Raw genomic sequence first — 13916 nt, 5'->3', positions numbered from 1 at the left:
TTATGCGTATCACTCTAAGGACGTTATTTGCATTCTTTTGCTTTCAATCTCTTGGACTCGTATACGCGAATGACAATCTAGTGGATGCTGATAAAGCGAGTGCAATTCCAGTTCAAAAAAATTCTTCAGTTGTGAGTGGTGCCAGCAAAGAGGATTCAGCCGCTAACCCTGAGCAATTTCCCTCAATGAGTAATGCTGATAAACAAAAGGCTCCCAAAGATACCAGCCTAAACCTCACCGGCAACGGTGGCTCAACCAATCGTTCGGCTGGCGGTAATGCAATGCTCCGCAAGCGCTTTACGTTTTAGGTGAGTCAGACATTGTTGAAACTTTGTTTTAGTGTGGGTTTTTTATTGGACCCAAAAAATGGGGGCAACATGTTAATCAATATCAAATCTTGAAGCGGCAGGGTGACTGAGGGGTTGAGCGTCTCAAATTGGCTTGGTGGGTCTAGGCGTCTCAAATCGGCCAGTAAGGGCCAACTAAATTATCCTAATGTGAGCGCTATGAAAGCCTTTAGAGCTAGTGTTTAATAATGGTTCCTTAATCATACTTAACCATCTGGACTATGAAACAGATTGCTTGTTTTTCAGTTTTAATGCTCGGTTTTCTCCTCAGCATTTTTTCTTTTGCCGTATGTGCTGAGCCGCCCATGCAGCCTTTTTATGCTGCCGTCATGAAGATGGCTCCCGAAGGTAAATTAGGGCAGGTAATCAAACAGGAGGAAGTTGTAACGGCTGTTAAGGGAGCTCAGGCTTGGAGAATTGCTTATATTTCATCGGATGTAACTGGCCTTAAAACTATTGCCACTGGTTTAGTTGTTGCTCCTACGAGCCCTGCACCAATGGGTGGCCGACCAGTGATGTCTTGGGGACACGGGACAACTGGCACGGCTCAAAATTGCGGGCCTTCTCAAATTTTTAATCCTGTAGTTCCTTTGAACGAGTATTTTTTACTTGGAGGAAATTCATGGTCAGATTATGGAATTCCGGCCATCGAAGAATTCATTAAGGAGGGATATATCGTAGTTGCAACCGACTATCAGGGCTTAGGCGGCGGTGGTAGACATCAATACACAATTGCCACTTCCAATGGCATGGATACCATAAATGCTGCACGCGCAGCAGGTTCTATGAGTGAAACAGGGGCCAATAAAAAGACCTTGATTTATGGCTGGTCAACAGGCGGTGGTGCAGCAATTGCGATAGCGGGGATGCCTGACTACATCAATCAAACAGGTACGGCTTGGGATAACCTTGATGTCATTGGCTTTGTTGCTTTAGCTCCAGAGGATATTTCAATATTAGTACCTCCAGGAAAACTAAATCAGGCTGCTGCGGATAAATACTTCGCAGATTCTCAAAAGATGTTTTTAAATAATGTCTTTAATTTCACGCATACAGCAATGTTCTACTGGGGCACCCAAGCGGCTTTCCCTAATCTCAAGTTGACCGATCTCTTTATGGATGAGGGTGCTAAGGTTGTTAATGAGATTTTGGACAACAAATGTATGCATGCTTCAAGTGATACTTTTAACTTCTTATATGGTTCAAGCTACGCAACTCTCTTGAAGAAAAAACCATCAAATACTTTAGCGTGGACAGAGGCAATGTTAAAAGGCGGCGTCTTATCTGTGAAGCCTCTTGCTCCTGTGCAGATTTATTTTGGATCAAAAGATACAACCGTTCCGCCAATCATGCATAAGATATATCAGGAGCAAGTATGTAAATTGGGTGGTAATGTTGGGAGAATGCAGTTGCCGGGTGAGCAGACTCACTTTACAACTCCCGGGGTATCCAGGCCATTCTATTTGTCTTGGATCAAAGATCGTGTAGCTGGTAAGCCCTTAGCAAATGCTTGCCCTAAATCTTGAATGATTTAAAGAAAATTACTTAGCAAATAAAGGGCCACTTTCAGGTGATTTTTCTCCCGTCGTCTGCTTGCTTTTTCTTTTCCAAAAACATTTCTCCTAAGCGCTCTAGAGATCAGGGTTTATTTGACCTCTTGCTAAAACAAACTAAAATAATGAGTAATAAATATCGATAAAAAGTGTCCGTGGAAAATCAAAATAAGAAGAGATTAGCTGTTGCTCCAATGATGGATGGGAGCGATATAGTTATTTGAGCCATACGTATAAAGGATGCTGCTCTAAAAAAACCAATTTAGGGTAAATTTAGGGCAAATGCCAATCTTACTTTTTTAGTCAACATCAAGGAATATCTCTTTTTATTCGCGTACAAAATGAAATTGTGCTGTAGTTAAATTTATTTCATAACGTATCTATGACATTTCATCTTTCTGGTTGTATGAGAGCTGGCGTTACAAATGACTCTCTTGTGGACCACACTTCGGGGTAGTTTTTAATTACCCGCATTCAAAGACCGCTAGTTAGCGCGTATTTTGGGAATTAATGGCACTTTCTTGGTGCATAAGCCCCATGGTAGTGATTTCTTTTATTTGCACCATCTTGAAACATCCTCTAATCATTTCAGGCGGTAGGTATGTGTGCCCATCTGATTAATTTACTCAAGAGGTGAGAGATGAAACGTAGATCAATTTTGAAGTTATCAGCATTAGCAGCGGCTTTAAGTTTTGCAGGCTTTAGTCATTTAGCAATAGCTCAAAGCAAAGAACCAATTAAGGTCGGTATTTTGCATTCCTTGTCTGGAACCATGGCAATTTCTGAAACATCACTAAAAGATATGGATTTGATGGTGATTGATCAGATTAACAAGAGTGGTGGTGTTTTAGGTCGCAAGCTTGAACCAGTAGTCGTTGACCCAGCCTCAAATTGGCCATTATTTGCAGAGAAGGCGCGACAGCTCTTAACTAAAGATAAGGTTTCGGTTGTTTTTGGTTGCTGGACTTCTGTCTCACGTAAATCTGTATTGCCGGTCTTTGAAGAACTCAATGGCTTGCTCTTTTATCCCGTGCAGTACGAGGGCGAAGAAATGTCTCGTAATGTGTTCTATACCGGTGCTGCACCAAACCAGCAGGCTATTCCAGCCGTTGAGTACCTAATGAGCAAAGAAGGTGGTGGCGCTAAGCGCTGGGTTCTCTTGGGAACTGACTATGTCTACCCACGCACTACAAATAAAATCTTGCGCGCTTTCTTGCATTCAAAGGGCGTAAAGGATGATGATATTCAAGAAACTTACACACCATTTGGTTTCTCTGATTACCAGACTATTGTTGCCAATATAAAGAAATTCTCCCAGGGCGGTAAGACTGCGGTTGTATCTACCATTAATGGCGACTCAAACGTTCCTTTCTATAAAGAGTTGGGTAATGCTGGCTTAAAAGCTAAAGATGTTCCAGTAGTAGCATTTTCTGTTGGCGAGGAAGAGCTACGCGGTGTTGATACCAAGCCCTTGGTTGGTCAGCTAGCCGCATGGAACTACTTCATGTCCATTAAGAATCCAGTTAACGACGAATGGAAAAAACAATGGGCAGCTTACTCTACCGAGAAGAAACTTCCAGGCGCAAGCAAGCCTTTGACTGATGACCCAATGGAAGCAAGCCGTACTGGTATCTTGATGTGGAAAGCGGCCGTTGAAAAAGCAGGAACTACTGATGTTGATGCTGTGCGTAAAGCAATGATTGGCCAAAAACTCAACACTCCAAGTGGTTATCTTGAAGTGATGGGCGCTAATCACCATTTATCTAAGCCAGTTATGATCGGCGAGATCAAGGCGGATGGCCAGTTCAATGTGATTTACAAAACTCCTACAGCTATTCCAGCTAAGCCTTGGAGTCAGTACATCGACGGTAATGCAGGCAAGCCTGATTCAGTACAGTAATTTTCAATAGGATTTCCCTCCCTCATTTGAGGGAGGGCTTTCAAAACTTATTTATGAAATTCCCATTTTTTTCAAAACTAATCTTTTCGGCTATTTGTATTTTTGCTTGCGGGATTACTTTTGCAAAAATTAGCGTTGGAGATTTAAAGCCCCTATTTACTGATAACTTTGACGCCAAAGTTAAGGTTGTTCAGAGCCTATCGAAAGAGGGTAGCCCTGAGGCATTAGACATTCTTCAGGCTTTAAGTTCTGAAAGTCTTTTCTTGTCGCCACAGGGTGTTGTTATTCAAAAAGGCGATCAGCATATCGATCCTTTGACCGGACAAGCTGCTTCTGTAAAGTCAGAAGAGCTGCAAGATGTAGTTTTGAATAATCAATTGCGCGGTAAAGTAGATAACGCATTGCTGGGTTTACAGTTAGCGTCCACAGATCCTCAGATTCGCGCAAAGGCTATAGATGCGTTAATTAAAGATCCTGAGCCAGATACCTTTCCTCTAGTAGAAAAATTGCTTATTTCTGAGCAGGATCCCGCACTAAAGCCAAAAGTAGAAAAGCTTTGGGCCCTTCTAGCTTTGCAATCTGATAACCAAGAATCCAAATTAAAAGCTATCGAGCTACTTGGTGATAGTGGTGATCCGCAGGTTGCTGCATTACTGGCGCCTTTAGCAAAAGAGGGCGGTCCAGTGCAGGAGGCAGCTGAAAAAGCGATAGCCAAAATTAAGAAATCGGAGTTTAGTGGCGAAATTCTTGGTAATGTGATTGCTGGTTTAAGTTATGGAAGTGTCCTATTGCTTTGCGCTCTTGGCTTGGCCATTACTTACGGCTTAATTGGGGTCATTAACATGGCGCATGGTGAGTTCCTGATGGTCGGTGCTTACGCAACTTATGTTGTACAAGGATTTTTTAGGCAATATGCACCAGGTTATTTGGACTGGTATTTATTATTTGCCTTACCGGTAGCCTTTTTATCTGCAGCACTCGTTGGCATATTGATCGAAAGAACGGTGATCAAATTTTTGTACGGTCGCCCCTTGGAAACCTTGCTAGCTACATTTGGCGTAAGCTTGCTCATGATCCAGATGACAAGGACTATTTTTGGGGCACAAAACGTTGAGGTCGCTAACCCAATTTGGATGTCTGGTGCTATGCAGGTATTACCTAATTTGGTTGTACCTTATAACCGCATCATTATTTTTGCTTTTGCGATTGCAGTAGTGATCGTCACTTGGCTAGTTCTGAATAAAACTCGTCTAGGGCTTTTCGTTAGAGCAGTTACACAGAATCGCACTATGGCCGCGTGCGTGGGTGTCAAAACAGTTCGTGTGGATATGTATGCCTTTGCATTTGGTGCTGGCATTGCAGGCTTAGGGGGTGTTGCGCTTTCTCAGATTGGTAATGTTGGACCTGACTTGGGCCAAAGTTATATTGTTGATTCTTTCATGGTAGTTGTCCTAGGTGGCGTTGGTCAGCTTGCAGGTACTATTTATGGTGCATTTGGGCTGGGCATCACAAGCAAGCTACTTGAGCCTTTCATTGGCGCTGTACTGGCTAAGATTGCCATCCTGATATTCATCATTATCTTTATTCAAAGACGTCCCCAAGGCCTCTTCGCGTTAAAAGGCAGGAGCGTTGATTAATTATGGATATTAAAAAACTTGCCCCTTCTTCAAGCTTTAGCTTAAAGGTTCCTGAGCGGGAATCGATTCTTAGTAAGCGCGCTTATATTGCTTTGGCTGCATTGACGCTTTGTGTATTAATTGGGGTGCCGATATTCTCCTTGGTGGTGCCAGAAACAAGTATGTTTTTTATGTCTGCCTATGCGCTAAGCTTGATTGGTAAGATCATGTGCTTTGCCATTGCGGCATTAGCACTGGATTTAGTTTGGGGCTATTGTGGAATTTTGAGTTTAGGCCATGGCTTATTTTTTGCCATTGGTGGATACATTATGGGTATGTACCTGATGCGTCAGATTGGCACAGAGGGCGTCTATAAAAGTGAATTGCCTGACTTTATGGTTTTCTTAGACTGGAAAGAATTGCCTTGGTTCTGGAAGGGCAGTGAGCATTTTGGGTGGATGCTGTTAATGTTAATTCTGGTGCCGGGTGTTATTTCCTGGGTGTTTGGGTATTTTGCCTTTCGCTCAAGAATTAAAGGGGTTTACTTCTCGATCATTACTCAGGCCTTAACGTACGCTGCCATGCTTCTTTTCTTCAGAAATGAAACAGGGTTTGGTGGCAATAATGGTTTCACGGACTTTAAGCGGATATTGGGTTACTCCATCAGTGCCCCAAGCACTCGAGTCACTCTTTTCATTGTTACCTTCTTAGTCCTGTTGGGCAGTTTTATTCTTTGCCGAGCCCTGGTGACCTCAAAAATGGGAAGGGTGATTACAGCGGTACGGGATGCAGAATCTCGTCTGATGTTCTGTGGATACAACCCCTTAGGCTACAAACTCTTTATTTGGGTTCTATCTGCCATCTTATGCGCCATTGCTGGAGCCTTATTTGTTCCGCAGGTGGGCATCATTAATCCTGGAGAGATGTCTCCTACCAATTCGATTGAGATGGCAATTTGGGTTGCGGTGGGCGGACGGGGTACTTTGCTGGGTCCAATTATTGGCGCTTTTGCGGTGAGCGGGGCTAAGAGTTTCTTTACCACTAACTTTGCAGAATATTGGCTGTTTTTCCTAGGAATGATGTTTGTATTAGTAACCTTATTTCTGCCAAATGGATTGCTGGGTATCTATCACAAATTCTTGGTTAAGAAGGGTGGGTCAAAATGAGCGCTCACTTTCTTGAAAAGGGAATCGATACTTCTCATACTGGAATCCTCTATGTAGAAGATTTGTCGGTCAATTTTGATGGCTTTCAGGCCATTAATAAATTGTCATTAACGATTGATGTCGGCGAACTGCGCTGTGTGATTGGGCCCAATGGCGCTGGTAAGACAACCTTAATGGATGTTATTACCGGTAAAACCCGCTCTGCCATTGCCGATATTGATGGCTCTGTCTATTTAGGTTCGACCATTGATCTGATGACGATGAACGAGCCACAAATTGCTCAGATTGGGGTGGGTCGAAAATTCCAAAAGCCCACGGTATTTGAGCAACATCCGGTTTGGGAGAATCTTGAATTGGCGATGGCTGGAGATAAATCATGGCATCACTCCTTGATTGCTAAAGTGGATATTGAAGGACGCCAACTAATGGAGGCTGTGCTGGCCCTGACTCAGCTTGAATCAGAGGCTTATCGTCAAGCCGGCCTTCTATCGCATGGTCAAAAGCAGCGCTTAGAGATTGGTATGCTTTTAATGCAGCAGCCCAAGCTGTTATTGCTTGATGAACCCGTTGCAGGGATGACAGATGAGGAAACTATGCGCTTGGCTGAGCTTTTAAATTCATTGCGTGGTCAGTGCTCGATGATGGTAGTTGAGCATGATATGGAATTTGTTGCTGCTTTAGCGGGCCCAAAAGGTAAGGTGACTGTATTGGCCGAAGGTTCAGTTCTAGCCGAAGGCACTTTGGATGAAGTGAAGCGTGATGAACGCGTAATCGAATCGTATTTAGGGCGTTAATCATGCTTATCGTCAAAGATCTCAATCAATATTATGGTGGAAGCCATATTTTGCGTAATGTGAATTTTGAAGTCCCCAAGGGTCAATTAACCAGTTTGCTTGGGCGTAATGGCGTTGGCAAAACCACTTTGCTCAAATCGCTTATGGGTGTGGTGAAAGTAAAGACTGGCTCGATTGCTTGGGATGGAAAAGAATTGGCCAATCTACCCCCGTGGTCTCGGGTGGACGGTGGATTTGCCTATGTTCCTCAAGGTCGAGAAATTTTCCCAAGACTCACAGTCGAAGAAAACCTGCTCATTGGGGCAGCAAAATTCTCAAGCCCAAAAAATATCCCTGGATATATCTACGAGCTATTTCCAATTCTGTCGGATATGAAGGCGCGTCGGGGCGGTGATTTATCAGGAGGCCAACAACAGCAGTTAGCAATTGGGCGTGCATTGATGTCTCAGCCAGAGTTGATCATTTTGGATGAGCCTACCGAGGGTATCCAGCCATCTATCATTCAGGATATTGGGCGCTGTCTTCGTAAATTAGTTGATGAGATGGGTATCACTGTTTTATTGGTAGAGCAGTATTACGATTTTGCAAAAGAGCTCTCAGATAACTATATTGTGATGCGCCGCGGTGAAGTCGTCGCGCAAGGCAAAGGTGCTGATATGGATCTGAATGGTGTTCAGGAGATGATTTCGGTTTAAAGTGGATGCTGAATTCACTGAAATGGTTTAACCACATGTTTTTGGCTCCAGATAACGCAGTAAAGCAGCTATTCAGGTCTCTAAGCCCTAGTTGGATGGCTAAGCTGAGCCTATCTTATGAGCGCACCCCCATTGGTACTGTCCTTAAGAAAAGTTTGCATGAGGGACCACTGCGAGTCCAGAAAGCCTTGTACCCAGAAGGCGACGATATCTGTCACACAGTCATCATTCACCCGCCAGCAGGCATCGCAGGGGGTGATACTTTAGATATCCAGGTTGCAGTTGGCAAAGGTAGTCATGTAGTCCTATCCACTCCAAGTGCCACTAAATGGTACAAATCATTTAAAAATCCTGCGACCCAAAATGTTCAATTTGAGCTTGGTGAGAATGCAAAATTAGATTGGCTACCCCAAGAGAATCTTTTTTTCAAGGGTGCAAACTCGAACCTTATTACCAAGCTAAATCTTCCGGCTAGTGCTTCCTTTATTGGTTGGGATGCCTTAATGCTGGGCCGTCACGCCTCTGGAGAGGAGTGGTCAAGCGGGCATATACATCTATTGAATGAAATACGTCGGGATGGACAGTTAATTTGGATTGAAAATGGCCATATTGATGCCGAGGATCCATATTCAAAGTCACTGCCTCAATTGGGTTCATGGCCCGTATGTGCAACTTTATTGGCACTAGGACCTCAGTGCTCCAATCATTTAGCGGAAAACCTTTCTGAAATGATGCCGTGGACCAATTCAATAAGAGCCGGTGTAACGTTAATGCCGCAAGGGATAGTAATAGTGCGTGCTGTCTCGATAGATATTGAGATGGCTAGAAATTTTATGATTGATGTTTGGTCCAAATTAAGACCAATCATTCATGGTGTGCCAGCTCAGCCATTACGGCTTTGGGCTTCTTAGGATTGTTATAGGTGAGATATGGAATTAACTCCACGCGAAAAAGATAAATTACTAATATTCACAGCAGCACTCCTAGCGGAGCGAAGAAAGGCTCGAGGCCTCAAGTTGAACTATCCGGAATCTGTCGCTTTAATTAGCGCTGCGATTATGGAGGGTGCTCGCGATGGCAAAACTGTCGCACAACTGATGCACGAAGGACAAACGATACTAGGTCGCGAAGATGTAATGGAAGGGGTACCAGAAATGATTCAAGATATTCAGATTGAGGCAACATTCCCCGATGGAACAAAATTAGTCACAGTTCATAATCCGATTGTTTAGGAATAATAAAAATGAATCTTCATATGAAAAAAATATCGTTAGTTTTTACTGGATTGATTGGGGCGCTATCTTCAAATTTGGTTTATGCCCACCCAGGACATGAAACTTCGGTTAGTTTTCTATCGGGCCTAATGCATCCATTTAGTGGCTTTGATCATTTTTTAGTTATCGTGCTCGTAGGATTTTGGAGTGCTTTCATGCTAAAAAAAATCTGGCTTGGGCCTTGTGTTTTTATACTAGGCATGTGTCTTGGGGTATTTTCTGGCCTAAGTAATTTACCCCTTAATATCTTTGAATTTGGAATCGCTACTTCTGTAATTGCAATGGGATTATTGTTGCTCGTACAGCGCCAATACTCCAATAATGCAATCCTCTCCTTAATTGGCTGCTTTGGAGTATTTCATGGGTTTGCCCACGCTGCATTATTTTCAAATGGATCCCTTGGAGCCTCCTTGGTAGCACGAGATATGGCCGGCTTGATTTTGGCGACAGGGATCTTGCATTTATCAGGCGCTCTATTGGTCAAGCTCCTTAGGGACAAGACGGCGATCTTTGCAAGAGTGACTGGATTTGCTAGTGTTATATACGGCTGGGTATTAATCAGTCAGCTTTCCTTTGCACTGCTTGGCGGAGCATCGACATGAGTACACCATCAAGTGCAAATAGCCAACGCTTTATTCCAGGGCAGATGTTTGTAGAGCCTGGAGATGTTGAGTTGAATGTTGGCCGAAAAACACTTTCAATTCAAGTCTCTAATAGTGGCGATCGTCCTATTCAAATCGGTTCCCATTTTCACTTCTTTGAAGTAAATGATGCCCTGTTATTTGATCGCGATAAAACGAAGGGCATGCGATTAAATATTGTTGCAGGCACTGCTGTGCGTTTTGAGCCAGGCCAAAAGCGCACTATTGAGCTTGTAGAGGTGGCTGGCGATAAGAAAATTTATGGCTTTGCTGGCCGAATTATGGGAGTGGTGTAATGGCTAAGGTTAGTCGTCAAGCCTATGCAGAGATGTTTGGGCCTACTACTGGTGATCGCCTGAGGCTGGCTGATACCGGCCTCATGATTGAGGTTGAAAAAGATTTCACCGTTTATGGTGAGGAAGTGAAGTTTGGTGGCGGCAAAGTGATTCGTGATGGTATGGGTCAAAGTCAACGCGAATCAAAAGACTGTGCTGATACTGTGATCACTAATGCTGTGATCATTGACCATTGGGGAATCGTTAAGGCTGATATTTCGATTAAAAATGGGCGCATTTCAAATATTGGTAAAGCAGGCAATCCCGACATTCAGCCTGGTATTACTTCCGTTATTGGTCCTGGTACTGAAATCATTGCGGGTGAGGGGATGATTGTGACTGCGGGTGGAATAGATACGCATATCCACTTCATATGCCCGCAGCAAATTGAAGAAGCATTAATGTCTGGCGTGACCACTATGATCGGTGGTGGCACTGGGCCTGCAACAGGAACTTTTGCAACGACTTGCACTCCTGGTCCTTGGCATATTCAGAGAATGTTGCAATCTATTGATGCTTATCCAATGAATATTGGTTTGCTAGGCAAGGGCAATGCAAGTTTGCCGGGTGGATTGCGTGAACAAGTGGACGCTGGGGCAATTGGACTGAAGTTGCATGAGGACTGGGGCACCACTCCTGCCGCAATCGATTGTTGTTTAGGTGTGGCTGACGATACAGACACCCAAGTGGCCATTCATACAGATACTCTGAATGAATCCGGTTTTGTTGAAACAACCTTGGCAGCCTTTAAAGGTAGAACCATTCACACTTACCATACCGAGGGTGCTGGAGGTGGTCATGCCCCAGACATTATTCGCGCTTGCGGGGAATCCAATGTCTTGCCATCCTCAACAAATCCTACTAGGCCATTTACGGTCAATACATTAGACGAGCATTTGGATATGTTGATGGTCTGCCATCATTTAGATGCCTCTATTGCCGAAGATATTGCTTTTGCAGAATCGCGCATTCGTCGTGAAACAATCGCTGCTGAGGATATCTTGCATGACTTAGGCGCATTCTCGATGCTTTCATCAGATTCACAGGCGATGGGACGTGTGGGTGAAGTGATTATTCGTACCTGGCAAACTGCTGACAAGATGAAGGCGCAGCGTGGTTTACTTCCTGGGGATACAAACCGTAACGATAACTTCCGAGTCAAGCGTTACATCTCTAAGTACACCATCAATCCCGCCATTACCCATGGCATTTCTCATGTAGTTGGGTCTATTGAGGTGGGAAAGTATGCGGATTTAGTTTTTTGGAAGCCTGCCTTCTTCGGCGTGAAGCCTTCATTAATACTAAAAGGTGGATCTATTGCGGCAGCGGCTATGGGCGATCCAAACGCATCTATTCCAACGCCACAGCCCGTTCATTACCGCAATATGTTTGCGGGCATAGGCCAGGGGATTCGTCATAGCTCTTTAACTTTTATTTCTCAATCCGCTATGAATGCCAATATTCGCGATGCTTATGGATTGGAGAAGCAAGTTGAGGTGGTAAAGAATTGTCGATCCATCACCAAGGCAGATATGATCCACAACGATTGGCAGCCAAATATCACCGTAGATCCAGAAACTTACCAAGTGATAGCGAATGGCGAACTATTAACTTGTGAGCCAGCTAAAGTATTGCCGATGGCCCAACGATATTTTTTGTTTTAGGAAAAATAATGTCAGAACCAATTCGCGTTGAGAAAATCATCCCCAAAGGACAAGGCTTAGCCAAAGCAGTTATTGCTAGAGCGCTCGAACTAAAGTTGCCATTTGAGATACGCAATAAAAGCCGTTTTTCAGAAACACTTTCCGATGGTCGCGAGGCACACTTTTTTCTACCTAGAGGTAATGTACTTGTCGATGGGGATATTTTAGTTGCAGATGATGGCTCAATGATTAAAGTTTCTGCTGCTAATCAGCAGGTAGTTACGATCGCCTCTAACGACGCCCATCAGTTAATGAAGGCGGCATATCACCTTGGAAATCGCCATATCCCAACTCAACTCGGCAAAGGTTTTTTACGCATTGAACCTGACTCAGTGCTTGAGGTAATGATTAGGCAATTGGGCTTAGAGGCTATACATGAATTGGCGCCATTTGAGCCTGAAACTGGAGCTTATGGCGGAGGGCATCGACATAGTCATGCCGAGACATTTGATAGTGACTATGCCTTAGCTCAGAAAGTGTATGCGGAACATGAGAAGCCACATGTTCATGGACCTGGTTGCTCTCACCATCATCACGGCGATCATGATCATCCACATGAGCATTGATCTAAACGAAATCACTGCATTGATGCAGTTGGCATCACCTGCATTGCCAATTGGTGGGTATAGCTATTCTCAAGGCTTAGAGGCCGCCATTGATTCCGGCATAGTAAAGGATGCCTCTACTGCAGAAGCATGGATAAAAGATGTATTTCTAGGAGTCTTTGCTAGATCTGAAGCCCCACTTTGGCTTCTCAGTTACAAGGCATGGGCTAAAAATGATGTTGATTCAGTTCATAATCTGAACGACTATTTCTTAGCCAGTCGCGAAACCTCAGAGCTCAGATCAGAAACTGAGCAGATGGGTTGGTCTTTATTGCAAATTGCTCAGTCTTTGGGTTGGGGTGGTGAATGCCTCACTCAATTATCTGCAATCAAACCTTTATCATTGTTGACGGCCCATAGCTATGCATCTTTTTATCTCAATATACAGGCAAAAAACGGGCTTGCAGCTTATGCATTTTCTTGGATAGAGAATCAAGTTGCCGCTTCTTTGAAAGCAATTCCATTAGGTCAGGTTGCGGGACAACAAGCCTTAACAAAGATCCGCTTGCTTGTGCCTGAAATGGTTCATGAGGCAGAACAAAGGGCAAATTCAGGATTATCAATGGTGGATAATTTTTCACCCATGTTGGCAATCCTATCTTCAAGACATGAGACGCAGTACTCTCGATTATTCCGTTCGTAAAAAAAGAAATTATGAGAACTAAAAAAAATCCTCCCTTAAGAGTTGGCATTGGCGGCCCTGTTGGTTCAGGTAAGACAACTTTGCTTGAGATGCTTTGTAAAGCAATGCGTGCTAAATATGACTTAGTGGTCATTACCAATGATATTTACACTAAAGAAGATCAACGCTTGCTTACTGTTGCCGGTGCACTAGAGCCAGAGCGAATCATGGGGGTAGAGACGGGTGGATGCCCACATACCGCTATTCGAGAAGATGCTTCAATTAATTTAGAAGCAGTAGATCGCATGCAAAAGCAGTTTCCTGACGTTGATATTATCTTTATAGAATCAGGTGGCGATAATTTAGCAGCAACCTTTAGTCCAGAACTTTCCGATCTGACGATTTATGTAATTGATGTTGCTGGAGGGGAGAAAATTCCTCGTAAGGGCGGTCCTGGAATTACTCGTTCTGATTTATTAGTGATTAATAAAACTGACCTTGCGCCATACGTTGGGGCTTCACTTCCAATCATGGAATCAGATGCTAAAAAGATGCGAGGTGAAAGACCCTTCATCATGGGCAGCGTTAAATTAGGTGATGGATTAAATGAAATTATTAAATTCATTGAGCAAAAAGGCTTGCTTGTTAGTTAATTAATAAAGTCG

The 13916-nt window shown here is 43.7% G+C and carries 15 protein-coding genes; all 15 read left to right on the top strand.

The genetic code is table 11. The features are described 5' to 3' along the window. The first annotated feature begins 2 nt into the window (after nucleotides 1-2). The 15 genes from PNUC_RS06325 to ureG all read left to right on the top strand — a co-directional run bounded on the left by PNUC_RS06325 (nucleotide 3) and on the right by ureG (nucleotide 13904). Nucleotides 3-308 carry a hypothetical protein gene (locus PNUC_RS06325; protein ID WP_011903044.1) on the top strand — a complete coding sequence of 102 codons (306 nt, stop codon included), beginning with the start codon at nucleotides 3-5 and terminating at the stop codon, nucleotides 306-308. 260 nt (nucleotides 309-568) lie between these two features. Beyond that, nucleotides 569-1873 (top strand): lipase family protein, encoded by a 1305-nt coding sequence (locus PNUC_RS06320; protein ID WP_011903043.1) that lies wholly within the window; start codon nucleotides 569-571, stop codon nucleotides 1871-1873. A gap of 667 nt (nucleotides 1874-2540) precedes the next feature. Beyond that, on the top strand, nucleotides 2541-3800 hold the full coding sequence (gene urtA / locus PNUC_RS06315; protein WP_011903042.1) for an urea ABC transporter substrate-binding protein: 1260 nt from the start codon (nucleotides 2541-2543) through the stop codon (nucleotides 3798-3800). Nucleotides 3801-3853: 53 nt separating this feature from the next. Continuing rightward, nucleotides 3854-5437 carry an urea ABC transporter permease subunit UrtB gene (urtB, locus tag PNUC_RS06310; protein WP_011903041.1) on the top strand — a complete coding sequence of 528 codons (1584 nt, stop codon included), beginning with the start codon at nucleotides 3854-3856 and terminating at the stop codon, nucleotides 5435-5437. A gap of 2 nt (nucleotides 5438-5439) precedes the next feature. Next, nucleotides 5440-6582, top strand: coding sequence for an urea ABC transporter permease subunit UrtC (gene urtC, locus PNUC_RS06305; protein WP_011903040.1), 1143 nt, complete (start codon nucleotides 5440-5442; stop codon nucleotides 6580-6582). Then, nucleotides 6579-7376, top strand: a complete 798-nt coding sequence (urtD, locus tag PNUC_RS06300) for an urea ABC transporter ATP-binding protein UrtD (protein WP_011903039.1) — start codon at nucleotides 6579-6581, stop codon at nucleotides 7374-7376. Before urtC ends, urtD begins: the two co-directional genes overlap by 4 nt. A 2-nt stretch (nucleotides 7377-7378) precedes the next feature. After that, the gene (urtE, locus tag PNUC_RS06295) at nucleotides 7379-8071 is read left to right on the top strand and encodes an urea ABC transporter ATP-binding subunit UrtE (protein WP_011903038.1); all 693 of its coding nucleotides are present in this window, start codon (nucleotides 7379-7381) and stop codon (nucleotides 8069-8071) included. 5 nt (nucleotides 8072-8076) lie between these two features. Next, nucleotides 8077-8982 carry an urease accessory protein UreD gene (locus PNUC_RS06290; RefSeq protein WP_011903037.1) on the top strand — a complete coding sequence of 302 codons (906 nt, stop codon included), beginning with the start codon at nucleotides 8077-8079 and terminating at the stop codon, nucleotides 8980-8982. 18 nt (nucleotides 8983-9000) lie between these two features. Then, a complete protein-coding gene (locus PNUC_RS06285) occupies nucleotides 9001-9303 on the top strand; it encodes an urease subunit gamma (protein WP_011903036.1) in 303 nt (100 codons plus the stop codon). A gap of 23 nt (nucleotides 9304-9326) precedes the next feature. Beyond that, the gene (locus tag PNUC_RS06280; RefSeq protein WP_080512743.1) at nucleotides 9327-9947 is read left to right on the top strand and encodes a HupE/UreJ family protein; all 621 of its coding nucleotides are present in this window, start codon (nucleotides 9327-9329) and stop codon (nucleotides 9945-9947) included. Then, on the top strand, nucleotides 9944-10282 hold the full coding sequence (locus PNUC_RS06275; RefSeq protein WP_011903034.1) for an urease subunit beta: 339 nt from the start codon (nucleotides 9944-9946) through the stop codon (nucleotides 10280-10282). Before PNUC_RS06280 ends, PNUC_RS06275 begins: the two co-directional genes overlap by 4 nt. Then, nucleotides 10282-11985, top strand: coding sequence for an urease subunit alpha (gene ureC / locus PNUC_RS06270; RefSeq protein WP_011903033.1), 1704 nt, complete (start codon nucleotides 10282-10284; stop codon nucleotides 11983-11985). Before PNUC_RS06275 ends, ureC begins: the two co-directional genes overlap by 1 nt. A gap of 8 nt (nucleotides 11986-11993) precedes the next feature. Next, complete coding sequence (ureE, locus tag PNUC_RS06265; protein WP_011903032.1) at nucleotides 11994-12590, top strand: urease accessory protein UreE; 597 nt, start codon at nucleotides 11994-11996, stop codon at nucleotides 12588-12590. Beyond that, nucleotides 12580-13272, top strand: coding sequence for an urease accessory protein UreF (locus tag PNUC_RS06260; RefSeq protein ID WP_011903031.1), 693 nt, complete (start codon nucleotides 12580-12582; stop codon nucleotides 13270-13272). The genes ureE and PNUC_RS06260 overlap by 11 nt, the downstream gene beginning before the upstream one ends. An 11-nt stretch (nucleotides 13273-13283) precedes the next feature. Then, nucleotides 13284-13904, top strand: a complete 621-nt coding sequence (gene ureG, locus PNUC_RS06255) for an urease accessory protein UreG (protein ID WP_011903030.1) — start codon at nucleotides 13284-13286, stop codon at nucleotides 13902-13904. The last annotated feature ends 12 nt before the right edge of the window (nucleotides 13905-13916 follow it).

It is taken from the genome of Polynucleobacter asymbioticus QLW-P1DMWA-1 (assembly GCF_000016345.1).
Taxonomy (GTDB): domain Bacteria; phylum Pseudomonadota; class Gammaproteobacteria; order Burkholderiales; family Burkholderiaceae; genus Polynucleobacter; species Polynucleobacter asymbioticus.
Note: the sequence above shows the minus strand (reverse complement) of the source record. Positions and strands in the feature narration are given on the sequence as shown.